Origin of the sequence: Mycobacterium sp. WUMAC-067 (assembly GCF_020217485.1) — a bacterium.
GTDB lineage: Bacteria > Actinomycetota > Actinomycetes > Mycobacteriales > Mycobacteriaceae > Mycobacterium.
The window spans coordinates 1-25,703 of record NZ_JAEKMI010000054.1 but is presented as its reverse complement, the minus strand read 5'-3'; the positions used below and the strand labels follow the sequence as shown (position 1 = coordinate 25,703).

At 63.4% G+C, this 25,703-nt stretch carries 24 protein-coding genes and 1 pseudogene; 5 read left to right on the top strand and 20 right to left on the bottom strand.

Annotated features, from left to right (window positions below):
• The first annotated feature begins 33 nt into the window (after positions 1 to 33).
• A complete protein-coding gene (locus tag JF781_RS24180; RefSeq protein WP_072501373.1) occupies positions 34 to 1,473 on the top strand; it encodes a recombinase family protein in 1,440 nt (479 codons plus the stop codon).
• On the opposite strand, the gene JF781_RS24175 is transcribed toward JF781_RS24180, so the two are convergent.
• The 12 genes from JF781_RS24175 to JF781_RS24120 all read right to left on the bottom strand — a co-directional run bounded on the left by JF781_RS24175 (position 1,470) and on the right by JF781_RS24120 (position 11,905).
• A complete protein-coding gene (locus tag JF781_RS24175) occupies positions 1,470 to 2,096 on the bottom strand; it encodes a GNAT family N-acetyltransferase (RefSeq protein ID WP_008260795.1) in 627 nt (208 codons plus the stop codon). The genes JF781_RS24180 and JF781_RS24175 overlap by 4 nt on opposite strands.
• Before the next feature lie 606 nt (positions 2,097 to 2,702).
• The gene (locus JF781_RS24170) at positions 2,703 to 3,677 is read right to left on the bottom strand and encodes an ImmA/IrrE family metallo-endopeptidase (RefSeq protein ID WP_008260794.1); all 975 of its coding nucleotides are present in this window, start codon (positions 3,675 to 3,677) and stop codon (positions 2,703 to 2,705) included.
• Entirely contained in the window at positions 3,674 to 4,264 is a 591-nt protein-coding gene (locus JF781_RS24165; RefSeq protein ID WP_225325531.1) for a hypothetical protein, read from the bottom strand. The genes JF781_RS24170 and JF781_RS24165 overlap by 4 nt, the downstream gene beginning before the upstream one ends.
• 203 nt (positions 4,265 to 4,467) lie before the next feature.
• A complete protein-coding gene (locus JF781_RS24160) occupies positions 4,468 to 5,016 on the bottom strand; it encodes a hypothetical protein (protein WP_008260789.1) in 549 nt (182 codons plus the stop codon).
• Positions 5,017 to 5,082: 66 nt separating this feature from the next.
• Complete coding sequence (locus tag JF781_RS24155) at positions 5,083 to 5,289, bottom strand: hypothetical protein (RefSeq protein ID WP_008260788.1); 207 nt, start codon at positions 5,287 to 5,289, stop codon at positions 5,083 to 5,085.
• A 104-nt stretch (positions 5,290 to 5,393) separates the two neighbouring features.
• Positions 5,394 to 5,804 (bottom strand): hypothetical protein, encoded by a 411-nt coding sequence (locus JF781_RS24150; RefSeq protein WP_041321066.1) that lies wholly within the window; start codon positions 5,802 to 5,804, stop codon positions 5,394 to 5,396.
• 308 nt (positions 5,805 to 6,112) lie between these two features.
• Positions 6,113 to 6,856: a hypothetical protein gene (locus JF781_RS24145; protein ID WP_008260785.1), complete on the bottom strand. Its 744-nt coding sequence runs from the start codon at positions 6,854 to 6,856 to the stop codon at positions 6,113 to 6,115.
• Positions 6,853 to 7,761 (bottom strand): hypothetical protein, encoded by a 909-nt coding sequence (locus JF781_RS24140; protein WP_170320627.1) that lies wholly within the window; start codon positions 7,759 to 7,761, stop codon positions 6,853 to 6,855. Before JF781_RS24140 ends, JF781_RS24145 begins: the two co-directional genes overlap by 4 nt.
• A gap of 623 nt (positions 7,762 to 8,384) precedes the next feature.
• Positions 8,385 to 8,546: a hypothetical protein gene (locus tag JF781_RS24135; RefSeq protein WP_008260783.1), complete on the bottom strand. Its 162-nt coding sequence runs from the start codon at positions 8,544 to 8,546 to the stop codon at positions 8,385 to 8,387.
• Positions 8,539 to 10,041 (bottom strand): replication initiator, encoded by a 1,503-nt coding sequence (locus tag JF781_RS24130; RefSeq protein WP_310917267.1) that lies wholly within the window; start codon positions 10,039 to 10,041, stop codon positions 8,539 to 8,541. The genes JF781_RS24135 and JF781_RS24130 overlap by 8 nt, the downstream gene beginning before the upstream one ends.
• A 2-nt stretch (positions 10,042 to 10,043) precedes the next feature.
• Entirely contained in the window at positions 10,044 to 11,480 is a 1,437-nt protein-coding gene (locus JF781_RS24125; RefSeq protein WP_014942901.1) for an FtsK/SpoIIIE domain-containing protein, read from the bottom strand.
• An 83-nt stretch (positions 11,481 to 11,563) separates the two neighbouring features.
• Positions 11,564 to 11,905: a hypothetical protein gene (locus tag JF781_RS24120; RefSeq protein WP_008260780.1), complete on the bottom strand. Its 342-nt coding sequence runs from the start codon at positions 11,903 to 11,905 to the stop codon at positions 11,564 to 11,566.
• Positions 11,906 to 12,153: 248 nt separating this feature from the next.
• Between JF781_RS24120 and JF781_RS24115 the strand changes: the two genes are divergently transcribed.
• Positions 12,154 to 12,954: a helix-turn-helix domain-containing protein gene (locus JF781_RS24115; RefSeq protein WP_008260779.1), complete on the top strand. Its 801-nt coding sequence runs from the start codon at positions 12,154 to 12,156 to the stop codon at positions 12,952 to 12,954.
• 7 nt (positions 12,955 to 12,961) lie between these two features.
• Positions 12,962 to 13,429, top strand: coding sequence for an NUDIX hydrolase (locus tag JF781_RS24110; protein ID WP_008260777.1), 468 nt, complete (start codon positions 12,962 to 12,964; stop codon positions 13,427 to 13,429).
• Between the two features lie 7 nt (positions 13,430 to 13,436).
• Here JF781_RS24110 and JF781_RS24105 read toward each other — a convergent pair whose 3' ends face one another.
• Positions 13,437 to 13,973 carry an HD domain-containing protein gene (locus JF781_RS24105; RefSeq protein WP_036429517.1) on the bottom strand — a complete coding sequence of 179 codons (537 nt, stop codon included), beginning with the start codon at positions 13,971 to 13,973 and terminating at the stop codon, positions 13,437 to 13,439.
• Positions 13,974 to 14,594: 621 nt separating this feature from the next.
• On the opposite strand from JF781_RS24105, the gene JF781_RS24100 reads away from it, so the two are divergent.
• Positions 14,595 to 15,518: a cation diffusion facilitator family transporter gene (locus JF781_RS24100; protein WP_008260765.1), complete on the top strand. Its 924-nt coding sequence runs from the start codon at positions 14,595 to 14,597 to the stop codon at positions 15,516 to 15,518.
• Positions 15,519 to 16,305: 787 nt separating this feature from the next.
• Here the strand turns inward: JF781_RS24100 and JF781_RS24090 are convergent.
• The gene (locus tag JF781_RS24090; RefSeq protein WP_225325533.1) at positions 16,306 to 16,656 is read right to left on the bottom strand and encodes a hypothetical protein; all 351 of its coding nucleotides are present in this window, start codon (positions 16,654 to 16,656) and stop codon (positions 16,306 to 16,308) included.
• 541 nt (positions 16,657 to 17,197) lie between these two features.
• Here JF781_RS24090 and JF781_RS24085 point away from each other — a divergent pair.
• Complete coding sequence (locus JF781_RS24085; RefSeq protein ID WP_036429510.1) at positions 17,198 to 18,886, top strand: cytochrome bc complex cytochrome b subunit; 1,689 nt, start codon at positions 17,198 to 17,200, stop codon at positions 18,884 to 18,886.
• Positions 18,887 to 19,336: 450 nt separating this feature from the next.
• On the opposite strand, the gene JF781_RS28500 is transcribed toward JF781_RS24085, so the two are convergent.
• The 6 genes and pseudogenes from JF781_RS28500 to JF781_RS24060 all read right to left on the bottom strand — a co-directional run.
• Positions 19,337 to 19,465 carry a hypothetical protein gene (locus JF781_RS28500; RefSeq protein ID WP_255642287.1) on the bottom strand — a complete coding sequence of 43 codons (129 nt, stop codon included), beginning with the start codon at positions 19,463 to 19,465 and terminating at the stop codon, positions 19,337 to 19,339.
• A 27-nt stretch (positions 19,466 to 19,492) separates the two neighbouring features.
• Positions 19,493 to 21,091, bottom strand: coding sequence for an Nramp family divalent metal transporter (locus tag JF781_RS24080; RefSeq protein WP_008257385.1), 1,599 nt, complete (start codon positions 21,089 to 21,091; stop codon positions 19,493 to 19,495).
• A gap of 74 nt (positions 21,092 to 21,165) precedes the next feature.
• Positions 21,166 to 22,458, bottom strand: coding sequence for a magnesium transporter MgtE N-terminal domain-containing protein (locus JF781_RS24075; RefSeq protein ID WP_008260758.1), 1,293 nt, complete (start codon positions 22,456 to 22,458; stop codon positions 21,166 to 21,168).
• A 179-nt stretch (positions 22,459 to 22,637) separates the two neighbouring features.
• A complete protein-coding gene (gene ctpC / locus JF781_RS24070; RefSeq protein ID WP_014942896.1) occupies positions 22,638 to 24,881 on the bottom strand; it encodes a manganese-exporting P-type ATPase CtpC in 2,244 nt (747 codons plus the stop codon).
• Positions 24,882 to 24,889: 8 nt separating this feature from the next.
• Positions 24,890 to 25,171 carry a DUF1490 family protein gene (locus JF781_RS24065; protein ID WP_008257367.1) on the bottom strand — a complete coding sequence of 94 codons (282 nt, stop codon included), beginning with the start codon at positions 25,169 to 25,171 and terminating at the stop codon, positions 24,890 to 24,892.
• 214 nt (positions 25,172 to 25,385) lie between these two features.
• Positions 25,386 to 25,652, bottom strand: a pseudogene (locus JF781_RS24060) (IS21 family transposase); the annotation flags it as partial.
• Positions 25,653 to 25,703: the final 51 nt, after the last annotated feature.

Here is a 25,703-nt window from a genome sequence, read left to right as displayed (position 1 = left end):
GCGTCGAAGCTGAGATAATGTTAAACTACCCTCATGTCACGCCGGAAAGCCACTGCTCAGCGAGTTGGTGTTCAGTCGGCCGCGGTCTACGCACGTATCTCTGCTGACGTTGAGGGCGCCGGGTTAGGGGTGGCGCGCCAGTTGGAGGATTGCCGCAAGCTGGCCGCCGATCGCGGCTGGCCAGTCGGTGATGAGTACGTCGATAATGATGTGTCGGCCTTCTCTGGTAAACCGCGCCGCGAGTACGCACGGATGCTGGCCGATCTGGAGTCGGGTGCGCGCGATGCGGTGCTCGTCTACAACTTGGATCGGTTGCATCGCCGCCCGGTGGAGCTGGAAGAGTTCGTCGCGTTGTGTGAATCGGTAGGAGTGCGCGACGTGGCCACCGTGACCGCCGATATCGATCTGGGCAATGATGACGGGTTGTTCATGGCCCGGATTTTCGCCGCGTTCGCCGCCAAAGAGTCCGGACGCAAATCCGCACGCATCCGCCGCAAGATGTTGCAGAACGCCGAACAAGGACGCCCGCACGGCTCGGTGCGCCCGTTCGGGTACGAACCCGACAAGATCACCGTGCGCAGCGAGGAGGCTGCCGTGGTGCGTGAGATGGTGGACCGGTATCTGGCGGGGGCCTCGATCCGCTCATTGACCATGTGGCTCAACGATTCCGGGATCGCGCCTGCGGCATCGAAATCGTGGCGGACCTCGGCGGTGCGCCAAATCCTATGCTCGGGTCGCGTGGCGGGACTGCGCGAGCATCACGGCCAGGTGATCGGTGAGGCCGCGTGGCCAGCGATCATCAGCCCCATGCAGCGCGATCAGGTGTTAGCCCGCATGACCGCGCGGGCGCTGACCAAGACCCGCGCCCCGCGCACCTACCTGCTGTCGGGATTGCTGCGCTGCGGCCGGTGCGGCAACCGGTTGTATTCCCAAGCCCGCCATGTCAATCCCGAGAACCGGGTGCGCCGCTATGTGTGTCTGAGCGGCCCGGATCAGGGCGGCTGCGGCCGCTTGACGGTCGTGGCTCAACCCGTCGAGGACCTTCTCACGGACGCGGTGCTGACCCGGTTGGACTCTCCGGCACTGGCCGATGCACTAGTGGGGAAATCCAGCGTGGATGCCAATGTCGCAGAGTTGTCGGTTCAGCTCGACGCCGACACCGCCCGTTTGGATGAGCTGGCCGCGCTGTATGCGGACGGTGCCGTGACCGCGCGGGAGTGGATCGCCGCCCGTGACCCCATCACCGCCCGCATCGCCCAAACGCGTAAAGCGATCGCCGCGGCCACCGACACCGCAGACGTCAACGAACTCGCGGGCACCGGACACCTGCTCCGCGAGCAATGGGACAGCTTGGACATCGACCGCCAACAAGCGGTCATCAAGTCCGTGCTCGGTCACGCCGTGATCGCCCCGGGTACTCCCGGCGCACGCAGCCTCGACATCAACCGCGTCCATCCGCATTGGCGCATCTAGGTCAATCCGGTGACGAAGAGTCGGTCGCTGCCGGTTGGCTTTATCAGGGTGGGGAAGCCCATTACTTCGGTGAGGTTGAGCGCCTGGTCCGTTTCGAGTACTTCGAACCCGCACCGTTCGTAAAACGTTGGCAGGGCGGGCCGGTCAGCATGGAACTCACCGTAAAGGACGAGATATCCCGACTGGCGCGCAATGTCGGTCCCTACCCTGACTAGCCGCGATCCGATGCCCGTGCCGTGCACGGTTGGATCGACCGCTAGGACACCTAGTTTTGCGACGTGAAATAAGAACGCGGCATTCTGGCCATTGAATTGCGGTCCTCGTTGCAGCAGCGCTGGGGGCGGCCCGAGAAGCAACAGCCCCACTGTTTTTGCACCGCTTCGCGCCGACAGGACCAGAGTTCGCGCGCAGAGGCTGTCGAACATGTTGGCGTACTGGTTGATTGATCGCGCGTGCTTAATCCCCCCTCGTAGTGCGTGACTTAAGACGCCCGACTCCTTTGCCTCAGCGAGGTCTTCGCCCAGCGCACTGCCGGGCCCAATTCCAGCAAGTATTTGCCACCGTTCCAGGTCCTCAATTTCCGCGATACTGGCGTCCTGGATGCCGATCTTCTTCCTCGCCACCGATGTCACCTTTCCTTTGCGTCAAGCATGCTGGGAGTGATCGCCCGTGCCGCTTCGGCTTTGGCTGCGGATGCTAGCGGTTGCCTCCGACATGTCCGCCAAACGCATTTCGTTGAGCAGTCGCGACACGAATGCTGGTGAGCGGCCTCAGCTATCCTTGGCGCTACAGCCTGAGCGCCGCCGCGGCTGTCGGGGTGTCCACCTCGGTGACGCACCCGATGGTGGGTGTGCTTTCGTTCCCCGGCGCACCGCCACCGTGTGCCTGGGTCTGCTGAGCGGTCAAGGCCTAGCTCCGGTCGGTCGAACCACTGTTCGAACTCGGACAGCCCGCCTGCCCCATTGGAGCGGACAGTAGACGAATCGGTCAGCGCACGGAATCTGGCCTAATACAACCCTTTCCCTGGCCACAAGCGCATCCCGTTTCTGGACCTTGCGCGGGCAGTCTTCTTGAGTCTTGGCGCGCTGCATGACACCGGTATGAGGTCTACTGGTTCTCCTGAAATGGATCTTCCGGTGACCGGAGTGAAAAACTGAAGTGCCCCATAGCTTCATTGAACGCCGGCCTTGATTTGCCGGGGATTGACTATCGGGCTGTCGCCATCGTGTTTACGCTAGCCGAAGGTGGCTCCAGTTCACGACTGCAGCAAGGTGTTTGGGATTGATTCCGAGGCGTTTCGCAACGTCCTGCGTGCCTCCGTGGACCTCAACGAGGCGCTGAAATAGTGTTCCTGTCGCAGGTTTGAATTCGCCGGGCTCGGTTCGGCGCCACTTCGACATCTGGATTTGTAGGGCACGGTAGCGAGCATCGTCGATGTAGTCGAGTTCGTGTGCGCGGTAGATGATCGCGGCCACTGACATGCCCCATGAACTCTTCAACTGAATGAAGTCGGCCAACTTGGGCTTATCGATCATCGCGGCGTCGAAATCTGCACGCGGAAACAGCAGTGCACCTGCAAACTGATTCGCTTCGCTTTCCACGGAATCGTGACGACGATCGTGAAATATCAAGTGGCCGCATTCGTGTCCCAAACTGAACCGGAACCTATCGCCCGGAACTGCGGGATTGAGACCGATGACCGGTACACCATTCACCCACGCGGACAAGCCGTCTAGCCCGGGAAGGCTAGGAATCGGCACAAGACAGATCCCCGCGCGTTCGACGAGCGCGGTCAGATTGCGGATGGGCCCCGATTCCTCCTGGCCCAGCACAGCACGGATGTCGCCGGCCAGTTCCTCGATTTCATCGGGGCCGGCCCCTGGCCCATGTCGGTGCAGGAGAATATCGGGGGCCTTCGGCGTGACGTTAAGCAACTCGCCGAAGACTTCGCCGGCCAACCGGAGAAGCTCCTTGGCCCGCTTCTTTGCCGCAACCGATGTCGACGCTCGGGCCCGATGAATGGGTTCGGACATGTCAGGCAAGCTCAGTCGATCATTGCGGTAACCCAGGGCCGCGAGATCGCCTCCGAAGCTTCGGCGACCGCTTTCGATCGCTGACACCATTGGTACCGACAGGCCGAGAATCTCTGCGAGGTCGCCCTGGTTGAGCCCTTCGATGTCGCGGAATGCTCGCAGCCTGTTCACAGGCCGTCTGCCTCCCCGAAGTCCAAATCCTCGCCGAGGTCATCGAACGGATCGTTCTCGCCTTGGTCAAATTTCAAGTCGCCGCCACCGTCTGGCGGCGAATCGGCCGCGAAGGGCCAGAATCCAACGTGGTCCAATTCTCCTGCGGGTACCAGTCGCTGCCGATTGACCATCCGCTTGGTTGCACAGGCCCACAGTCGCATGCCGCCCCGTTCGAAGGTGTAGGCGAGCAGCTTGGGGTGTCCGCTACGATTCTGGCGCGGTGGTTCGAACAAGACAAGTTGTTCGGCCCCGGAAAGGGCTTCCTCAATGTCGATCGCGGCCTTGCTGCGGATCAGGTAGGAATCTCGCGTGCTCATGTCGGTGACTTGCACGCGTCCCGATTCCATGTATTCCTGGTGCAGCGCGAATTGATCCGACTGAGCAATCTGCGCCTGGGCGATTGAGCGGAATCGATGCGACTTATCCATCCGGGTGGGCGGTGAACCCCATTCCGCGGTGAAGGTCCGCGCATCGGCGGCCGCACCGACGTATGCCGCTAATAGGATCTGGGCGAAAGCATCGACCTCGTGCCGCTCTAGCTGCATGCTGTACATACTACATTGCTTGTAGAAATTTTACTGCGAATGTTGCATCGTGTCGGTGACGCGCCAGCGGCTCCATCCACCGTCAGGTGGAGTTACCGCTACTTCGCTCGGCCGGGAGACGGGCAGCGATTCGGTATGAACTTTAATCCGCTTGCATACCATCGAGTTCAACGGAGAGATCCCAGTTCGGCTGGCGTGGGTGCTCACCATTTGACGAGTTCTGGGTGGGTTGCCCATATTTGGGGTAGCGACAGTTCCCCGAAGGGGGTGACCGCGAACGGCATGGTGACCCTCGTATTGCCTGTGCCGGGATCGAAGTGTGGCGACACGATTTCCAGGCTGGAGCCGCGTCGTTGCGGTGCGGCGTACAGGGTGAACTCGTAGCCGTCATAGGAGCGGCCGACGAGCGTGTAGCCGTCTCCGACCGGGGGTAGTCCCAGGGTGGCGGTCCATCCCCACATCCGCCACAGTTGTTGCAGCCGCTCACATACCGTTGAGGCGTCCCATTCTCCGCCGGGGTAGAACACATATCCCACGGTGAAGCCCAGGTTGTTACCGTGCGTTGTCGGTTGGGCGTGGTCCATCCATTGTGACCATTCCGTGCCCACACGCGCGCGGGGTAGGTGCAGGAACACCCGCTGTTGGTCGGGCAGGTCGCGCAGTGTGTCCGCCATATATTTGATCAATTCTTCTCGAATCACCCGCCCGCTGTCGGGCGGCACGCCGTCACCATTGTGTGTCCCAATGTCCACCTCGACCTCGTTTCTTTTGCGACGGAAGTCCCAGCGTTGTGCCCGCAAAGGACAGCCCACCAATCATCAATTATGTTGCCGCACACCATCTCTATGCGCGACCTGGCCCAGGAATGCATCGTCGAATCGGTAACCGGTCGGGCCGAACTCGAACCCTCGTCCGCTGCCTTGGTCATAGCAGTACACCCCGCCGTTGCGCAGGGAGCGACAGGTGAGCATGGCGGCACCCAGCGATCCGTACGTGGCGGTTTGGCCGGCATCGAGCACCTCCATCGACAAGGGCGCACCGAGTGGCCCGTCGGCGCACACCGACTGTGGGCCCCTCGCCCGCGCGTAGCGCCACGATGGCGCCGTACCACTTGCTCTCGCACAACGGGTTAGCGCTCACGGCTTGACGGCGCAGACCGTCTGCGAGTTGGCAGCGCACCGACGGCCTCGAACCGGCCGGTGGCCTCGCACACCACACCGGCCGTGGCAAACCATGAGGATCCCGCCAGTGGGGCCGGGTTCTCCAAACGGTCACCGGTGAACTCGCGCACCTGCCCAGCCGCCTGCCACAGCGCCCATCCGGCCACCAGCACGCCCGCCGCAGTAGCTGCCAGCTTGGTCGCACCCTTGACCACGGACCCCCCCGCACCCCACCCGCTGCGCCGACCGTCGATGACCTGGGCAGCTCGCAGGGCGTCCTGCTGGCCCAAGCGTGGGGCCGCCGCTCGGCGCCGCTGCACGTACGGCGGCACCCTGCGGCCGTTGCAGTCGGTGTAGCCGCTGATCGGTACCAACCTCATGCTCGGCATCGTGCACGTGCACACCGACAACCTTCCGTGCTCCGTTAATACGCCGTCACGTGATCGAGCCCGCTGAAGCCGGCCTGGCCTTTGCTGATCAGCTAGTCACGAGGAATATCGAGTTGGCTTAGTGCAAGGCCAGCGGCTGGAGGCTGCGGTTCGTCAAATGTTGTGTCAGCCATGCTGGTCGCCCTTCCTTATTTGACGGCACAGCCGTCTCAAGTCACCGCAGAGCGACCGCACGTCAAAATAAAGACGAAAGATGCTCGAAGGTGGCAGCAAATTATGTTGATAGAGGGGTCCTAATGTCAGCGTGGCGCGAACGCGACGTGCTGGCGAAGCAGAACCCGCACCCGGGCCGGAACTAGCCGGGGCGGGCTGACGATCATCCGTCCCGCTGCCCGAGCTGCGTCTTTGCGCTCACCGAACTTGGTGACAGCGGGATCATGCATCCGCCACGGCGAAGCGCGGTACTTCGGTTGCGACGCAACGATCTCCAGCATCGTCTCGATGTCCTTCACGTCGCGGTCGGAGTGCCGCACTGTCCATGCCAGCATCTTCATCACGAACGCGGCCTCAACGTCGGGAAGCGGGACTTCGAATTCCAGATAGGTGCCGTCGGTGAGCCGCGCTGTGACCGCGACCTGGATCGGCGGTGACGCCAGCGCCAGGCGCAATCCGGGCGCCCCGTCAAAGGCCCGTTCCCCGAGGTATCGCTTGCCCGCCTTGGCCTCGGTGGGTACCAGGAGATCGACCGCCTGCCCACCGAGCTCGTATCGGTTTCCGCTGGTGTCCGTGTAGCCCAGCGCAGTGAGCTGGTCGTGCAAGTCGCCGGCGACAGCTACCTGCTCGTCAATTCCGGTATCGGCATCGGAGGTCACCCGCGGGATTCCCGGCACGTCATAGACATGACGTAGCAGCCGCACCATGTGGCCGCCGATGACGCGGTAATCCAGGTCAGCGGCTACGGTGAACACGTCGTGCAGCGCGCGCATCCCGTTGTCATCGGCCACGGCGGTGCACGCGACGATGACCGATACCGCGCCGGTCACCGGCCCGCGATCCAGTCGTCGAGTCGTTGCAGGGCGCCGTCACCAGCATCAGCACCGGCGTTCATATCCTGCAGGACAACCACCGGGTCTGCGGTGATGATGTCGGAATGCTGCACATCGGTGAGCTGGTTCCACCACGCGGCGGTCGCCCACACCGTCGAGTCGGCAGGAACACGTACGGTCAAGGTTGCTTCCTCAGCGGTGGCTTGCACCAGACCGAAGTCGGTGAGGTCGATCAGCTCCTGGGCGTAGACCAGGCCGTGTCTCGGCACCCGCCACGGCGCCAGCACGTCGGCGGCGACCTCACCGCCGGCGATCACCGGCACGGTCAGCTCTGCGCCGAGCCGGATCGCGCTGCGGACCTGGTCGGTGACGGGGTCCATCCCGTACCAGTAGGTCTCAACGACTCCGTCATCGGCTGGCACTGACGCCAGCTCGACGAGCGACTCCCGACGAGCGTCGGGCGCCATGGGGGTATCTGGCAGCGGCTCCTTCTCGACCATCTTCGATACCGCCTGCTGGCTGACGGCGATGGCCGCGGCGAGGTCGCTTTGGCGCAGGTGCTCGCGGGTGAGCACGCAGACCCGCTCGGCCGCGCGCCGCCGCCAGCTACGTTCGCCTGCGCCTCGGTGTGGGCGCGCCCCCACGGGGGCACGATAGGTCGTCCCGGAGAGCACCAGTTCGCCGGTGCTGGCGACGCTGAGGTCCACGTTAGTGTCGGCCAGCAGAGCTGAACGTGCCTCCTCGGATATGGTTTCGCAGATGAGGAAGATCCGGTGGCCGGGGCGGCGATCGCGGCCCAGCACGGATGCTGGTGACGACACTCGGTCGGCCAGGACGAGTTCGGCGGTGACCGCGTGGTTGCCATCGCGGTAGGTGATGCTGCGGGCATCGCCTGTGACCACCGGCACTCCGGCTTCGACCAGGCGTGCAGGCACCGACGTAGGACGCATTTCTTTACTCTAACACCGAGGGAAAGTCAAACAACTATATTTGCGGATGGGGGCACACAGTTGTTTGACTGGTACTGCGGAAGGCGGGTATAATTGGGTTCCCCGACGATGGCTGCGCTGCTTCGTCTACGCGCCGGGTCTTTCTAGTCCATCAGGCCGGGTCTTTCTAGTCCATCAGGTAGACCATCTCGGGTCTTGGCTTCGGTGTCGTATCCAGCGACCTTGGCATGTGGCGCTCGTGCACCACGAGCGCCCGTCGCGGTGGCAAAACTGGGGCGTCGGGTCGGGTATCGGGGTGGTAGCTCATCGCACACTGTCCCGGGCGACCCGGATAACTGGCCAGTGCGCATCGCGTAGTGAACCGGTCGCTGAATCACGGCTGTCCTGTTGCCTGGTCGCAGTCGAGTGTGTGTTGGCTGACGCTTGGCGTCAAGGCTCAACCCCTGGTTGACCGCCGGCGGCACGGCCTTGACATCAACTGTCAGCCAACGGATTGCGCTGATATGGCCAGGCAAGGAACAACTCGAACGTTGATACTCTTTCGTGGCCAGCACCCGGATGTGTCGGCTGTGAGCTCAGCGCAGCAAAGTGGCGATGTCGGCAAGGATGGCGGGGTTGGCGATGGTGACTGCGAGTTGTTGGCGCTCACAGGATTTGATCAGCCAGGCGGTGAATTCTTCACGGCTATAGGGTTTCTCACTCCGCTGGCTCGCGGCGTGCGCCGGGAAGCTAGCCATCGGGCACCTCGACAGGAAAGCCGCTGCGCTGCGGTTGTTGTGCCTCGCGCGCGGTATGACGCTGTTGAATGCGCCGTAGTGAGGCACTGATGATCAAGGTCCGCTCACCGAGGCTGGCATGGCCGGCGCGGTCAAACTCCCACCCCACCAGATCCTCATTATCAACGGGGCTAGCGGAATCGTCACTCGATCCTGAACCAAATTGGCGTGCAGTGCTTTTCGAGTGTTGTTCGCGAGTCCAGGTAGCGCGGCGTTCACGTAGGGAGGTCATCGTGGTGGAGTAACGGCGGGATTTGCTGGTGATGTGGCCGCGGAACCCGAGGGTGTGCAACCAGCGTCTGATGCCGCTTAGCCCTTGGTCGGCGAGCTCGCTGATAGTGGTCAGGATGGCGCGCACATGCTCAGACACATCCAAGTCCGGGATCGCCTCGGTTGAGAGACGGCGTGCGTTGATCCCCAGGTCGGCCACTGATTTAGTGACGTATTTGGCGAGATAGCGCGCCACCTGTCTGCCGGATAGCGATCGGCCGGTAGGTGGATTCTGTTCTGTTGGGGCACTCGTCACCGGCTCACAGGATGCGCTGATGGGCTGGGTGTCGAGCTGTGTGCCGAAAATGATCGTCCGCACGGCGCTGTCGGCGGTTGGGTCCTGGATGGTGAGCGTCACGGCGCGGGCGGCGTACTGAATGATGCTGGCGAGGTCTGTTGCGCTAATCGGTGATTCCCACTCGGTCTGATCGGGATCGTCGTGGGGGTCAAGGCGAATCAGAGCGTGGATGTGCGGGATGGCGCGGGCCTGCAGTTCGACGATTTTGATGAAGCTGACCCGCACCGTATCCAGGTCGCATGTGGCGGCTTTCAGTTCTTTGCGTAGCGCGCGTCGCAGGGCGATGGTGAAGCGGCGCCATAGTTCGGGAAGGTGCCAGGTGAACAGCACGTGCCCGGCATAGTCGTAGCACTCTCGGCAGAGTGGCTGGCCGACGTGTGGATCATCATGGTCGTGGGTGGTGCTGCACCATAAGGGCTTTCCGTGCGGGCAGCGGCGGTATCCACCAATCCGACGGTGGCCGCGGCATACCTGCTGGTCCTTGTCCCTTGACTTCGTGGTGGTGTGGACAGCCCCGTAGCTGGGGGCGGTGAGGGTGACAAATACTTGCGGGCGGTGCGCCACCGCGGCGGGCATGTCGTGGTGGCCGCCTGCGGCGCCGGCGTGTACGAGTTGCCAGGTGTCGCGGGCGTAGAGGTCTGAGCATGAGGGGCAGATGTGGGCGCGTCGGTTGTTGCACCGTGTCCATACCACTCGATCCCGACCGTATTCATCGGTGCTGACCAGTTGAATGGGGTGGGCGCAGAAGCCGACGGATTCTGCTCGTTGCCACCATGTTTCATATCCGAATGAGGAGGCGCGGCGCACCATCTGATCCACCACAGCAGCGGTGTCGATCGAATCAGGAACGCCGGGCAACACCATGGCACCCTTTGGTGTGATGGCCATCGTCACGGACGATCCCCACCCAAGTCGGGACTGCTGGCATTGCGTGGCGTGTCACCGCCGTACCGGCGAACTGGTGCGCTGAACCGCGCAGCGAGGGTGGTGATGTCGTGGTCGGTGACATGGAAGGCTCGCACCCGTTGCGGTTGGGCGCTGCCGTCGATAAGCACATAGCCCACACCCGGCGTCGCATCGGAGATACGGTCACATTCAGCGCCGGCGTCGCGTGCGCCCTGGCCGAGGACCATGGTGGTTTGGGTGGCTTCGGTCAGCCGCAACCCGATGCGCACAGTGAAGAGTTGCCGCACGGGCAGTGTCTCTTTGGCCGGATCTTGCACCGCGGCCACCACACTAATCCCCACGGCCCGGCCCTGGGAGAGCAGCAGACCGAGAAGTTGTTCGATTTCGGCGCGGATTTTGCGGTCGGTGACGTAGGCGGTGAGCGCGGCAATCTCATCAATGACCACGACGAATAGCGGTTCGGATGGTGTGGGGGTGTGTAGACGGGTCTTGCCGCGCAGCCGGTTTGCTCTGGCGTGCATCACCTCCACCAGTTGGCGCAACAGGCGCAGGGTGGTGTCGGTGGCGTCGTGGGTGAACACCGTGAACAGCGGTGCCCCGGCGCCCAGTTCCATGCCCCCTTTAGGGTCGATCACGCATAGCCGCACGAGCCCGGTTTTCACGGTGGGGGCAATCCCGGCGATCAGTGACCACAACACGCTGCCTTTGCCGGCCCCGGTGGCCCCAGCTGTCAGCACGTGATGGCCCAACAGGGGCAGGTACCACCAGTGGCGAGTTTCGGTGATCCCGACCGGCACCGCCCGTAAATCCACTGAGGTTGTCGAAGTGGCTATGGGCAGGTCGACGTGGTCAGCCAGCACGTCGCCGCGCATGAGGGTGATGCGGAGCTCTCCAGGTGCGGTCGAACGGATAGTGATCCGGTCGGCGCGCCAGGCGGCGGCCAGTGCGTCGGCTTGTTTGTGCCAATCAATCAGGGATTGCCCGGTGACCATCCGCAGCGTCAGAACGTCGGTGGTCTTGCCGATGTGTACCGACTGCAGGGTTGGCACGAGGGTGCATTCACCTAGGCGGGCAGTCAGTCCGTGCAAGATGCACACCGATTCCCAGGTGCGGGTGTAGCGCGACCAGGTCAGCCAGCGGTGCCGCACCGGTTCGGTCACCCAGGCATGAAATGACCGCGGGTCAAGCCATGCCCATCCCACATACGCGGCACCGAACGCGACGGCGGTGATCAGGCCCGGCTGTGGGCCGTGGGTGATGGCGACCGCCAGACTGGCGATGATGGGGATACTAATGGCGGGGAAGAGAATCGACCACCACAGCAGGTACCCCATGGCCTTGGCCAGAGACAGAATCAGATCTTCGAACCAGTCGCCTTGAGTCGACCCAGAGCTGTTGGTGTGCTTGTTGTTTGATGCCATGACAAGTGCCTTCCGCGAGTTTCGGCGATAACAGTCCCGTGTTGGGGCGCGACAGGCGCCCACGCCGCGCCCCAACAATCGGGTTATTTCTGCGGGCGCGCCTGTTCGCTGGATATAGCGGCGCCGGTCGTGGGGGTAATGGCGTCGGCGCGGAAGGCCACGCCGTTGCGGTCACCTTGAGCCCAGGGGATGGCCACCAGTCCTGACACCGATACCTGCTGTGTCACACCGATTTTCGGGTCACCGGCTACGGTCACATTGAGTACTTCGCCGCCGGTGTCATCCAACGCCAGCAGCTGCGCAGCGTAGAGCGGTACGCCGGTCGCGGTGTCGACTTTGGGGCTGCCGGTGTCGAAATTCAGCCGCGGCTCGGCCGCCCTGGTGACAATGAACCGCGTCCCGGATGTATCAATTCTCAAACGCATTGTCCTGCTGTTCCTTTCGTGATCTGTACACGCCCGATCAGGCGCAGATTTCAGTTCACGCGGACACAGCAGGCATCACCAGGGACCTTTGCCTACGTTGCCGACACGGCCACGGGCATTACAGACACAGGCAGGGACATAACCGCCGGCATTGCCCGACACCGGGCCAGTCGCCGCCGTCATGGCACACTGGAACCCGAGGCCGCCACACGCGGCGGCATCGACACGGGAGGTCTGTGCGAGGGGCCATGGAAAGTGCCGATGATTGCCCGGTTTTCGCGATGATGCCCAACGAGCGGCTCAAACAACGACTCCACGCCAAGGGGCTATCGCCGGCTCAGTTCGCCCGCGCGATCGAGGTGGACCTCAAGACCGTTCGACGCTGGCTGTCCAACACCGATCTCAACGTCCGGGGGGACAATGCCCGCCGCGCCGCCGACGCACTCGACTGCACTCCACACGACCTGTGGCCCAACCAATTCCCGCCCTCCACGATCAGCACACTCTCTACGATCACCAGTGCGCCATTCACCGCGACGCTCTACGCCAGCCGCACCCAGTTACCGATCACCGCATGGAAGCAGCATTTCGCTCATGCGAGCACCGGCATCGACATTCTGGTGATTGCGGCTACGTTCCTGTTCGACACGCTCGACGGATTCCTCGATATCCTGCTCGACGCCGCCAAGCGCGGCGTGCAGGTCCGTTTTCTCACCGGAGACCCCGACAGCGCCGCCATGACCATCCGCGGCGCCGAAGAAGGCATCGGAGAAGCCGTCATCGCCCGCTGTCGCACCTCCGTCGAACTCCTCACCCCATATACGGGCACACCGGGACTACACATCCGCACCCACGACAGCACGCTGTACACGTCAATCTTCCGCGTCGATGACACCATGATCGTCAACTTCCACATCTACGGCTCCCCGGGACGCAACAACCCTCTGCTCGTGCTGTCCCGCCACCATGAACCACGCCTCTGGACCACCCTCGAACAGGCGTTTGACCGTGTCTGGGACAACGCCACCGCCCTGACCAGGAAAGGTTGATTTTGGAATGCGGACCGACTACTACAATGACCCTAACGCCCCCCAACCCAACAGCGTGGTCCCGTCCGCCTCAGCCATCGTCACCGACGAACAAGGCCGCATCCTTCTGGTCAAACGCCGCGATAACACCCTATGGGCACTGCCCGGCGGCGGACACGACATCGGCGAAACCATCGCCGACACCGCCGCGCGCGAAGTCAAAGAAGAAACCGGCCTCGACGTCGGAGTCACAGGGCTGGTTGGCGTCTACACCAACCCCCATCACGTCGTAGCATTCTCCGACGGGGAAGTCCGCCAACAATTCTCGCTGTGCTTCACCACCACCGTGCTCGGCGGCACCCTGGCCATCGACCACGAAAGCACCGACATCACCTGGAGCCACCCCGACGACATCGCCGCGCTGGATATGCACCCCTCGATGCGACTGCGCATCGACCACTACCTGCAACACCGCGACCGCCCCTATCTGGGCTGAGCTGGTCTCACAGCCAGCCGCGCACCCGGCCCACCGCTGCCAGCAACTCCTCCCGCGCGGCATCAACAGCCCGATGCACCGGATCATCGGGCCCATAGCGTGCCAAGACATCGCTGAGCCGATCCTCGACCGACACCGCAGAACCATCAGGTCCAGTCGTCAAATCACAAAACGTCAACGCGTCCAACACCTCTCGGGGAGGCTCGCTGAATGCCGATAAGCCCGACACGCCCCGTTCGCATGCCTCCCCGCGCGCTCCGCTATGAAACGCCACCAACGACGCAACCAGCTCCCCAAAGCCTGCCGATCGGGCAAACATCGCGCCATCGAGGGGATGGAAACCGGTTTGGCGCACCGACGGCGCATAGCCGATATCGTGTAGCCAGGCAGCCGCCACCAGACAATCAGCAGTCTCGGCGTCGAAATGTCGGCCAAGCTGCCCCGCTGCCGCGACCACACCCCGCACATGCGCCAACCGCCGAGGCTGCCGAGCAAGCCGCGTCTCGGCCTCCCACCGTGCACGCTCTGCCAGCACCCCGCTCACACCAGCCAGCCTACGAGGCCCACCGTCATCTCGCAGTCCCCATCCCACACCTGCACACCGAACACAGCGTGTAACCAGCACGCATCCAGTGGCCACCTGCGGGCTTCGCTTCGCTCCCTGTGCTCCCGTCCGCTGACGCTCCCGTCCGCGCCGGTCGCTACGCTTCGCCCTCCGTCCGCCACCACAGCAGCGCCCATCAGCAACGACCTCCGCGTGCGCCCTGGCATTACTGAACGGCCGGCGACTCCGCAGCCCCGCCCCACTGCCAGCATGATCCCGGGAAGCTGATCCTAGCTCAGGGCGACGCCACCCCGCTCGTACCAACCGGGCCGGACCGCCTCTGACCTGCGGTGTGAGAATTTTCTTTACTGGTATCAAGCGGCTGTCCGGTCGGCTATTTCCTGGATTCGCTTGCCGTGTGGCGCGAAGCGCACCGGGCTGGCACTCACCCCGCCTTGGCCCCACCTGCTTTCTGCGCCCGCTGCTGGCAGTATGGCGGGTGAACTTTGCCGAGATGGCGACGGCGACGACCCTCAGCTCGCTAGCGTGAAATATGTAGTGGTCATTTAGCTAAACGCGGGAGACATCCAGATGAGCTCATCCAGCAAGCGCGATAACACTATGGAGCCCACTCCCAGCCGGCCCGATGGTGACGGGCACGGGCTGCGCATCGGCAGCGCCGGTGAACGCCATCAGAAACCGTTGATGATCGCATTCGCGTTGACCGCCACCTATGCCATCGTGGAGGTCATCGGCGGTATCGTCACCGGGTCCCTGGCGCTGATCAGTGACGCTGCCCATATGGGTACCGATGTGCTCGGACTCGGGCTCGCCTTGTCCGCGATCTATATGGCAAAGCGGCCGGCCGCAGACCAGCGCACCTATGGCACATACCGGTTGGAGGTGCTGGCCGCAGTAATCAATGGGCTGTTGCTATTTGGCGTCGCCTTTTACGTCCTCTATGAGGCGGTGCGGCGCTTCCTCGCGCCGCCAGAGGTACTGGGTGTGCCGATGTTGATCGTGGCCACGGTCGGGCTGGCGGTCAACATCATTTCCTTTCGGCTGCTCACCGCAGGCGCCAAGGAGAGCCTGAATGTCAAGGGGGCCTACCTGGAGGTGCTCTCCGACATGCTCGGTTCGATCGGCGTCATCGTCGGAGCCATCGTGATAGCAATCACCGGATTCCGCTATATCGACGCCATTGTCGCCGCGGCTATCGGCCTGTTCATCCTTCCGCGCACCTGGCAACTCATGCGTCAAGCGCTGCGCATCATCATGGAGGTCGCACCCCCCGGAGTCGACGTCAACGGCGCCGCCCGTGACCTGACCGCAATTCCGGGTGTCCGTGAGGTCCACGACCTGCACATCTGGACGGTCACCAGCGGCATGGAGGCCGCAACCGCACACGTGGTGATAACCGATGGCGCCAACTGGCACGCTGTGCTGGACTCAAGCCGCCAACTCCTTGCCGAACGCTACGGGGTAACCCATTCCACAATCGAGGTCGAGCCTGCCGGCCACGTCGAACAACCCGCCGGCTTCTGACCGCAGCGAGCAAACGGGTGTCCGAAGCGAAGCCTCGACACCAACGTGGGCCGCCGGAAGCCGCTGACGACACCTTGCATCTGTCGTGAACCAGGCTCGCGCGACGCGAAACGTTTACACCGCGCAGTCTGAACGACCACCAGAGAACGGCAGTGTGCTCGCTTCTCGTCGGCTCAACAACGCGTTCGGCACGGTTCCAGCCGGGTGCATGGAACATGCTGGTACCACACAGCAGTGCGAGTCGGGCACCCGGGCATTTGGACCCGTAAGCCTATGGGCACGTTCCTACACAACGCGTCCCAGGAGGTCCAATGATTGGAGGTCGGCGGCTGATCTTACGCCCGAAGTTGCGCGTGTGTTCGCCGACCTGATCAACGGACCACTGGCGCGGACGCCCTTGGAGCGTTCGGCGCCAACAGGATCCGATCCCGCTGCCTTCGCCCACAACCTGCCGCGCGTTGCCGCAAGCTGGGATCAACCGCAACTCCGTCGCGCGGGACGCCACACTGCGCCACAAGGTCGTCGACGTTTCGGCCCGCCTGACCCGACCTCAACGCCGACCTCTTCTGCATCTGCTCAGCCATTGGCCCTGGGCTGACGCATGGCTGACGTTGTGGTGCAACATGATCGGACAGCGCCCACCACGGCTGACCGCCTGACGATCGCCGAGAAGGCCGGAGCGGAGCAACAAGGAAGCCGGGCAGACCAGCGGATACAGCACGCCGTCCGTCGAAATCATGATCAGACCAGTCGGCGTCAGCTAACACCAGCCCCCGGTGGATTCAGGCTAAGGCAGCGACGGCAGCGTGATCTCCGATGGCAGCGTGATTTTCGACGGCAGTGATGGGAGGGTGATTTCCGACGGCAGCGACGGCAGCCGAAAGCCGCCCGACGTGCTGGTGGTCGGCGCGGTAGTTGCCGTAGTTGTCGTTATGGAGGGGCTGCCGCCCTGGCCGCCTGTGAACAGAGCGACGATGCCCCAGGTGATCAGGGCGATGAGGATCGCGAGGACCGCTCCTAACAACACCACGCGCCTGCGATACCAAGGGGTGAGACGCGGCTGGTTTCGACTCTGGCCGAGATTTGTATAGCTAATCTGGTCATCGCCACCGTTATTCGGAGATTCGTAGCGGGCCACGGTGCCCGATCGTAACAGTTACCATTCACGCCCGGAACGCTTCCGGGTCGATGGGCGCGAGCCAGGTGGTATCGCTGGCGCCCAGCCGCAGTCGCAAAGTGAAGAACGGGCTACTGCGCGTGGGCAATTGCTGGGTTCCCCTCATGACACGAAATTTGAAAGCCGTCACGGAGTTTAGCGCTGCTACTGACAGCGATTCTACTGCAGGTGAGCACTTAACCGCGTGACATCCGCGGGCCAGATATCCACGACGCGGTGGCGCGGAGCCGCGATACTGATGACGCGAACAGTCGACCCGAACAGTCGACCCTGCTTGCCGTGGTGCTTGGCCGTAGGTAAGCAGTATGCACGCGCCTCAAAGCATGGGGGGTGTGCCGCGAACGAGCCTCGACTATTGTGCCTGCGGCCCACTGCTGCGGGTTCGCCGCCCGGGGCAGCCATTGGGGGATCGCGCTACGCGTTTAACGGCCCCAGAAATGGTAAACACTTTCGCCGTGAAGCGATGCGTCCACTGCTCACTTTCGCGGCATCTGCGTTGCCGATGAGCCAAAAATTCGATGACGTGCTCGTTGATCAGGGCGGCGCGCTTGATTCGCGGTATCACCCCTCGGCGGCGCTACGGCGTCAGCTCAATAAGGTGTTTCCCACGCATTGGTCGTTTCTGCTAGGCGAGGTGGCCCTGTACAGCTTCATCGTGCTGGTGATCACGGGGGTGTATCTGACCCTGTTCTTTGACCCGTCGATGACTGAGGTCACCTACAACGGGGTCTATCAACCGCTGCGCGGCGTGGCGATGTCGAAGGCCTACCAGTCGACGCTGGGTATCAGTTTCGAAGTGCGCAGCGGGTTGTTCGTCCGGCAGGTCCACCATTGGGCGGCGTTGATGTTCGCCGCGGGGATCATGGTGCATCTGGCCCGAGTCTTTTTCACCGGGGCGTTTCGGCGGCCCCGGGAAGCGAACTGGGTGATCGGCGCGCTGCTGCTGATTCTGGCCATGTTCGAGGGCTACTTCGGCTATTCGCTACCCGATGATCTGCTGTCGGGCACCGGGCTGCGCATCGCGTTGTCATCGATCACGATGAGCGTCCCGGTAATCGGCACATGGCTGCACTGGGCGCTATTCGGTGGCGACTTTCCCGGCGACATCATCGTTTCGCGCATGTACGCCATCCATGTCCTGATTCTCCCGGCGATCTTCGCGGCACTCATCGGCGTGCATGTGGCGTTGGTGTGGTTTCAGAAACACACCCAGTTTCCCGGTCCCGGCCGCACCGAGAACAACGTGGTGGGTGTGCGGGTCATGCCGGTGTTCGCGGTCAAGTCCGGCGCGTTTTTCGCGATGACGGTAGCCATCTTGGGTCTGATGGGTGGGCTGTTGCAGATCAACCCGATCTGGAATCTCGGTCCCTACAAGCCGTCGCAGGTGTCGGCCGGTTCCCAACCCGATTTCTATTTGATGTGGACCGAGGGGCTGGCTCGCCTTTGGCCGGCGTGGGAACTGTACGTGTGGGGCCACACCGTGCCCGCGGCGTTCTGGGTGGCGCTGCTCATGGGAGTGGTATTCGTCCTGTTGACGAGTTATCCGCTCATCGAGAACAAGATCACCGGCGACAACGCCCACCATAACCTGCTGCAGCGGCCGCGCGACGCGCCGGTGCGCACCGCCATAGGGGCGATGGCGATCGCCTTCTACCTGGTGCTGACCTTCAGCGGAATGAACGACATCTTGGCCTACAAGTTTGAAGTCTCGCTGAACGCTACGACCTGGATCGGTCGCATCGGGATGGTGGTGCTGCCGCCGATCATTTACTACATCACCTACCGGTGGTGCGTCGGACTCCAGCGCAGCGACCGCGCGGTGCTTCAGCACGGCGTCGAGACCGGCATCATTAATCGCCTTCCGCACGGCGCCTACATAGAAATACATCAACCGCTAGGAGACGTCGACGAAGACGGTCACCCAATTCCATTGGAATATCAGGGCGCGGCAGTACCCAAGCGGATGAACAAGCTCGGCGCCAGCGGCGCCCCCGGCACGGGCAGTTTCCTGCGGCCAGATCCGGCCGAGGAAAGCGACGCACTCGCCCGCGCCGCGCAATCCGCTGAACGGCACGCGATCGCTGCGCTGCGGCAACGCCAGACAGTCACTAGTTCAGGCGACGGGCGAGCGATCAGAGACGACAGCCAGAAAGCCGAGATTCCCCCGAGGTCGCAGAGGCATCAGCTATAAGGGGTAGCGATGTAGAAAAACCGAAGAAGTACGACAGAGAGTTACGCGGAGCAGCGGTTCGGATGCAATCCCACCCCGTAGGGGATGCCATTCGGCGACGTCAACACCCGTTCTTTGACCGAGGAGGGCACCACCCCACACCCGGGCAGGCCGCCGCCGTTTCGTCAGCCGTGAACACGTTGCACCACCCAGACCTCGCCGGCGCGCCGCTCGCACGCTCAACCCGTGGCAAGCCAAACAACGATGTCGTAGCCCCACACACGGTCCTTGTCCTTGCAGCGCCGCAGCAAAGAGCAGTATTATGCTGGTCGTCGACCGTTTCCCACGAGACATATTCGTTTGGGCCACTGGTTTTCCCTCAGGGTGTCAAAGGTCTTTTAACGCGGGAGCGTTGCGGACCACCGACATGATTTCGGCTGGTGCGCGCGCAACATCATCGACATTCGATGATCATGAACGGCACTGCCAGAGCGGCCGCAATGGTGGCGAGGATGGCGTTCCGGTGATCTGTTGGATGTCGTTGTAGTGCGGTAGGTATTTGGCTTCGGCGGCGAATCGCCCGTTGCGTGGCGTGCTCATTTGGTGACCTTTCGGATTGGCCCAAATTCATCGGCCGCTGAGCTGGACAGCCTTGACGATGAGCAGGACGGCGCCGACGACGAGGTAGCCGCGCAGCGCAATCATGCCTAGACGGGTCCCTGGCGACCACGTCACGGGCTCTAACAAGGTCAGTGGTGGCATTCGCCAGCTATTGCGGTCAATAGGCCGCGCCGGGCTCGATGCCGCCGGTGGTGAGGGCTGGCGGCGACCCATCCAACGAAGTGCCGGTACCGTGGCTGCGGCGAGTATGACCAAGGTCAGTGCCAGGTAGCCGGCGACAACGATCACGTCGAGGCCGGGGAACAAGGTAGTCGCCATCAGGATTCCCGACAGCAACAGCAGGACGCCGACGATCAGCCCGGCAACCCAGTTGAGCCAGGGCCGATTCACCCAGGGGCCCAATACTTCCCGGTCGTTGCACAGCAGCAGGAGGAACACGCTGGCGCTGGGCAACAGCAAGCCAGCGAGGGCCTGCACGGCGGTGGTGATCAACCCAAGGGGGGCGCCAGGAATCAGCACGATCGCCGCCGCAAACGCCACCATTGCGCTGTAGGAAAGGTAGAACGGTTTGGCATCGGCGAACCCCCGGTGCAGCGAGTGTTTCAGGCCGAATACGTCGCCAAAGGCGTAGCTGGTGGCCAGGGTCACTGCGGCGGCGCCGACGATCGAGGCGTCCATCAGCACGATCGCGAACAACCAGCCGAGCGTCGAATTGTGTTGGCCCAGCAGATGCGAGATGGCGCCGGCGTCGGTGAAACCACCTGCTGTGCCAGTGGAGCGCGCCGCCCAATCGCCGATCATGACCAGCGCGGTGGCGCCGATCACCACGATGAACGCCCCCAACACCGTATCGGCGCGCTCGTAGCCCATAAATCGAGGTGTAATGCGCTTGTCGACGACGTTGGACTGCTGAAAAAACAGCTGCCAAGGCGCCACGGTGGTGCCGACGATGGCAATGATCAAAAGCACCGCATCCGAGGTCACGCCGCCGGAGATGTTCGGCACCACAAATGATTTGGCGGCGTGGGCCCACTGTGGGTGCGCCATCAACAGGATTGGGATCTGCACCAAAGTGATGGCGATGAAGACGAACATGGCCCGCTCCCACCGGCGAAAGCTGCCGCTGGCCATGATCGCGATGAGCGCGATCGCTGAGACCGGAACGACAATGTATTTGGAGATACCGATGTAGGTGGCGGCCAAAGTGATGCCGATGAACTCGGTGACGATCGTGAGGAAGTTGAGCAGGAACAGGTCGCCGACGGAGAACCAGCCCCAGCCGCGGCCGAAGCGTTCGTTGATCAAGCGGGCGTGTCCGACGCCGGTAACCGCGCCGAGCCGGACCACCATCTCTTGGTTGACGATGAGCACCGGGATGAGCAGGAGTAGCACCCACAGCAGGGAGTAGCCATAATTTTGGCCAGCTTGGGTGTAGGTGGCCACCCCGCCGGCATCGTTATCGCCGACCATCACAATGATTCCGGGACCGATAATGGCAAGCAGCGTCAGCAGCCGCGTCTTGAAAGTGCGGGGATGGTCGGTTTCCGCGACGTTAATGCGCCCGAAGGCGCCCTCGATATTACCGAGGTGAGCCGAGTCAAGCACAGCGGTGCGCTTCGGTGGTGGCGACTCGGATCGGTGAGTCGCTGCTGCGTGGCCGGTGGCCTTCTCGCCGGAGGTCACGGCGCCTCACTCTCTGGTGCAGGCGCGTCGCGATCGTCATGCGGTGGGGTGATTTCGCGGACCGGGCGGGGGGCGGGTTCGCGGCGACGCCAATCCTCGGGGATGGTGGCTTCTAGCACGTCGTCGACGGTGACAACCCCGAGCACGCGGTCCTGGCCGTCGACGACGGGGATGGAGTAGAGGTTGAAGTCGGCCATCAATAGGGCGACGTCGGTCAGATCGGCTTCAGCGCCGATTCGAATTGGGTCGCAATCCATCAGTGCTTCAACGGTTTGACCGGGTTCGGCTTGCAGCAGGTCGATCACCGACACGACACCAGCCAGGCGGTTGTCTTCATCAAGGACATGCATCTTGACCAATGCCTCGGGCTGTATCGTCGTGGCGCCCGCGATCAGTGCCAGCGCCGTGCCGGCAGTGGTGCTTGCGGCGCAGGAGACGAAGTCGACGTTCATCAGGCCGCCGGCACTGTCGGGGTTAAAGCCCATCAGGGTGATCACCTTCGTGCGCTGCGGGCCCGGCATCAGCTCCAGGACGCGCCGGCGCCGCGATTGACGCAGGTCTGCGATCGCGTCGGCGGCGTCGTCGGCGCGCATCCGGCCCAATAGTGCGGCGACCTCGTCATCGGCCATGTCATTGAGCAATCGGCTGGCCTTGTCAGGGTCGAGTTCTTCGAACACGTCGGCTTCCAATTCCGGGTCGCTGCGGACCCGGTCGAGGATCTCCCCACCCTCGGCTTTGTCAGCGTCTTCGAGAAGATCAGCGATGTCGGCGGGTTTGAACCCGCCGAGCCGGCCTGACTGACGTCGCGATGCACCGGAGCGGGCGTGGCCGATCAGTGGTTCGAATGCCTTCCAATCTCGGGCCGCATGCCCACCCCGACTTTTGACTAGTCCGAAGAACCGCGCCGGGCGGCGGGTATCCAGACGGGCAAGCACCCACCCGCCGCCGGTATCTTCGAGCTCCACGTCATAGGCGCGTACCAACTCCACGGCAGCCACATCGATCAACCGGTGTCCTAGCACATCAGCGCGCAGCAACACCTCGCCGTCGCGGCGTTCGAAACCGCGCAGATCGATTTTGTGTGTCGCCAATACCACGCGGTCTGGGGCGTACTGAGAAATGGAGGGGCTGCCGATGAACACCCGCCGCCTCCCCACCACAGCGACGATCCCACTCACCAACGGATACTCGTCGGCGCCGCGCAGCCGCACGATCACGTCCTGCACCCGGCCCACAGCCTCGCCCGACCGGGCCAGGACCGGCGCGTGCAGCAACTCTGAGAGATGCATAACCGGGTGCGACCCGACCTGCTCAGCCGACGGCTTTGGTCCACTCACTTGTGCTCCCCTTTCTCACCGGGCGCTCCTCGGCCTCAGGCGTTAAGCGGCCCACTCGAACGGGAGGCCCGTGAGCCCAGACACGCGCCCTTTAAGGATGGCGCTGCGGGGAGGCGCGACAGCATGGGCAATCAATTGGCGACCGGGGACGACACCGCGGCTTGCTGACGGGTGGTGCCGACAGGCGCCCCCGTTGAGTGTTCGTTCGCGGTCGCGGTTTGACCGTTCATCAGGCGGTAGCGGATGAGTCGAGAGCTGTTGGTGACCACCGCGACCGAGGATGCGTTGTGCAGGATCGCGGCGAGCACCGGCGATAGGGCCCCTCCGGCGCCCATGAGCAGACCGACGGAGTTGACGGCGATGGACATGCCGTAGTTCTGCCGGATCACCGCGACGGCTCGTGCACCCAGATCGGGTACGTCAAGCAGGCGCTGCAGGTTGTCGTTGGCCAGTGCGATATCGGCGGTTTCCACGGCGACGTCGGTGCCGGCCAGCCCCATGGCGATCCCGATATCGGCGGTCGCCAGTGCCGGCGCGTCATTGACGCCGTCACCGATCATCGCGACGACGTAACCTTCGTCTTGAAGTTGGCGCACCGCCTGAAGCTTGTCTTCGGGTAGCACCTCGGCGCGCCACTCGTCGATACCGAGTTCGCCGGCCACCACCTCGGCGGTATCCGGATGATCACCAGTCAGCATCACGATGCGCCGAATGCCCTTGCTGCGCAACTTGTTCAGCACGTCGGCGGCCTCGGGGCGGATTTCGTCGCGCAGGCTAATCAGCCCGACCAGCGTGCCGTCCACGGCAAGCAGCAGCGGGGTCTCGGCCTGGCGGCGCAGTTTGTTGACCCACTCGGTTGCCTTCTTGGACACGCGGACTTTTTCGGCACGCAGCAGCGAGGGGCTACCCAGCAGCAAAACGCGGCCATCAGCCCAGGTGCGCATGCCCAGGCCGACCAGCACTTCGCACTGTTCGTGCGGCGGGATCGTGATGTGGCGTTCGGTGGTCGAGCGGATCACCGCTTCGGCGAGCGGATGACGTGAGTGGATCTCTGAGCTGGCCGCGTAGGCCAGGACCTCTTCGGGTTGCCAGTCCTTCTGGAAGGCAACAACATTCGTCACGACGGGGCGCCCAACGGTCAGCGTCCCGGTTTTGTCGAACACGATGGCGTTCACTCGCCCGGCTTGTTCGAGGTGTGACCCGCCCTTGATCAGGATGCCGCGGCGCGCCCCGTTGCCGATCGCGGCGCTGATCGCGGTCGGGGTCGACAATCCCACCGCGCATGGGCACGCGATCAACAGCATGGTCATCGCGCGCCGGATGTCGCCGGTCAGCAGCAGAGTTGCCGCGGACACGATGAACGAGATCGGGACAAATCGGCGCGAGAAGTTCTCACCGACGGTTTGAATCGGTGCCCGGTCGTGTTGGGCCTCTTCGACGCGGGAAATGATGCGCCCGATCGTGGTTTCGCTGCCCACCGCGGCCGCGCGCACCACCAGGCGTCCGCGTACCACCACCGATCCGGCGTGTACACGGGAGCCGACGACCATGCCGACCGGCAACGTCTCTCCGGTGATCGCCGACTGGTCGACCACCGCTTCGCCGTCGAGCACCTCGCCGTCCACCGGGATCGCCACGTGATCGTGAATGACGACCTCGTCGCCGATTTGCAAGGTATCGATGGGGACTTGGACTTCGCTGCCATCATTGGCCCTGATCCAGGCGGTGTCCGCGGTGCCGCGCAACAGGTCGGCGATGGCCCGCCGGGTGCGGCGCAGCGTCAGGTCCTGCAGGTACTCGCCGATATTGAGTAGCCACAGCACGGTCAGTGCGACCACGTTCTCCCGCAACACCATGCTGGCCACCGTGGCCACCGTCACCAGCGTGTCGGTGCCGGCGCGGCCAGAACGAAGCGAGCGTAGCGCCCCGCGGAAGAACGGATAGCCCATGAACACCGTCGCGCCGGTGGCCACCAACTGACCCTTGGGGCCCAGCAGCGGCGGGCGGCGGAAACCGTAGCGGCGCACACCCAACAACACCAGCGCCGCCCCGCCGATCGCGATGCGCAGTACCTCAGTGTTGCGGACGTCCGCCGAGCGCGGCGTACGCGCGGGAATCAGCTCAGCTGCAACGTCTTTGGCCGCCGCAATGGCCGCCATGATCGCCGAGCGATCGCAACGCTTGGGTGAATACCACACCACGACCGATCCGGTGTGGGGATAGGCGTGCACCGCGCGCACCCCGGTCTGCTTGTCCACCTTGTCTTCGACGGCCACCGCACGACGGGAATCCGAACGAACCCACGGAACATGCAATCTCATCCGCCCCGCCGCATCGGAGAGGACTTCTACGGCGGTGTCCTCGACAACAGTCATAACAGCGATCAGTGGTCGTGGTCGTGGACCGCGGCCGCAGCCGGTGGGGAAGCCTCTTCGCCGATGCGTTCACGCGCCTCGGCGACCACGTCAGCCGCCTTCAGCCGAGCCGACTCCGCTACCACTTCTGCGCGACGCGTCCCTCGCAAACTCAACTCCGCGGCCGCGACCGTCGCCCGACGCACCGGCGCCCCACCAGCCGCCTTACGCAACAGCTCATAGGCACTCACGCCCACCAATCCCGTGAACACCGTAGCGGCCGCCTTCGCCGCTAGCGCATGCGGAAACATCAACTTCCTCCTCGTGTTCGGCCCTGTCGGGCGCATTTCATCTACTACTCATTCGACCGTAACATAGATACATCGCAATATCACTATGAATCGACCTTTGGCGAACATCATCAGGGGGGACGTACCCGGATCGTGTTCCCTAGGTCCGGGATTGCAATAATGAGGTGTAAACGGCCATCGGCCACAGCGTGTCGGGCCGGAGGGGCCGTCTGATGACTAAGGCGCGTCGGGCCGAACGCCACGGCTCCCCGTAGTGTTTGGCCGCCCGGGCGAATGCGGCCGTGACTCGGCCGTTTCCGGGGTCGCAGAGGGTGGCCATTCGGTCGAATCTCCAGACTCGGGTCACGCCGCCGAGTTCACGGGTCACCTGGTCCAGGGCGGCGAGCAGGTGCGGTTGATCCTGCGACGGCGACCACGCCGCTCGCCACTTGCCGGAATGGGCCAGAACTCGACGATTGACAACGAGCAGGTGCGCGGTTTTGTCTTACCCGCAGGACTCAGGTTAGTTGGCAGTTTTGGCGAGTCCCTGTCG

Bases quoted from the DNA above. Each gene is read 5' to 3' on its own strand.
- ctpC (WP_014942896.1), bottom strand. From the start codon at position 24,881: ATGACTGTTGTCGAGGACACCGCCGTAGAAGTCCTCTCCGATGCGGCG.
- JF781_RS24125 (WP_014942901.1), bottom strand. From the start codon at position 11,480: ATGGCATCAAACAACAAGCACACCAACAGCTCTGGGTCGACTCAAGGC.
- JF781_RS24075 (WP_008260758.1), bottom strand. From the start codon at position 22,458: ATGCATCTCTCAGAGTTGCTGCACGCGCCGGTCCTGGCCCGGTCGGGC.
- JF781_RS24165 (WP_225325531.1), bottom strand. From the start codon at position 4,264: ATGCAGCTAGAGCGGCACGAGGTCGATGCTTTCGCCCAGATCCTATTA.
- JF781_RS28500 (WP_255642287.1), bottom strand. From the start codon at position 19,465: ATGAGCACGCCACGCAACGGGCGATTCGCCGCCGAAGCCAAATACCTA.
- JF781_RS24085 (WP_036429510.1), top strand. From the start codon at position 17,198: ATGAGCCAAAAATTCGATGACGTGCTCGTTGATCAGGGCGGCGCGCTT.
- JF781_RS24120 (WP_008260780.1), bottom strand. From the start codon at position 11,905: ATGCGTTTGAGAATTGATACATCCGGGACGCGGTTCATTGTCACCAGG.
- JF781_RS24130 (WP_310917267.1), bottom strand. From the start codon at position 10,041: ATGGCCATCACACCAAAGGGTGCCATGGTGTTGCCCGGCGTTCCTGAT.
- JF781_RS24180 (WP_072501373.1), top strand. From the start codon at position 34: ATGTCACGCCGGAAAGCCACTGCTCAGCGAGTTGGTGTTCAGTCGGCC.
- JF781_RS24150 (WP_041321066.1), bottom strand. From the start codon at position 5,804: ATGAGGTTGGTACCGATCAGCGGCTACACCGACTGCAACGGCCGCAGG.
- JF781_RS24100 (WP_008260765.1), top strand. From the start codon at position 14,595: ATGGAGCCCACTCCCAGCCGGCCCGATGGTGACGGGCACGGGCTGCGC.
- JF781_RS24135 (WP_008260783.1), bottom strand. From the start codon at position 8,546: ATGGCTAGCTTCCCGGCGCACGCCGCGAGCCAGCGGAGTGAGAAACCC.
- JF781_RS24065 (WP_008257367.1), bottom strand. From the start codon at position 25,171: ATGTTTCCGCATGCGCTAGCGGCGAAGGCGGCCGCTACGGTGTTCACG.
- JF781_RS24110 (WP_008260777.1), top strand. From the start codon at position 12,962: ATGCGGACCGACTACTACAATGACCCTAACGCCCCCCAACCCAACAGC.
- JF781_RS24115 (WP_008260779.1), top strand. From the start codon at position 12,154: ATGGAAAGTGCCGATGATTGCCCGGTTTTCGCGATGATGCCCAACGAG.
- JF781_RS24155 (WP_008260788.1), bottom strand. From the start codon at position 5,289: ATGGAGGTGCTCGATGCCGGCCAAACCGCCACGTACGGATCGCTGGGT.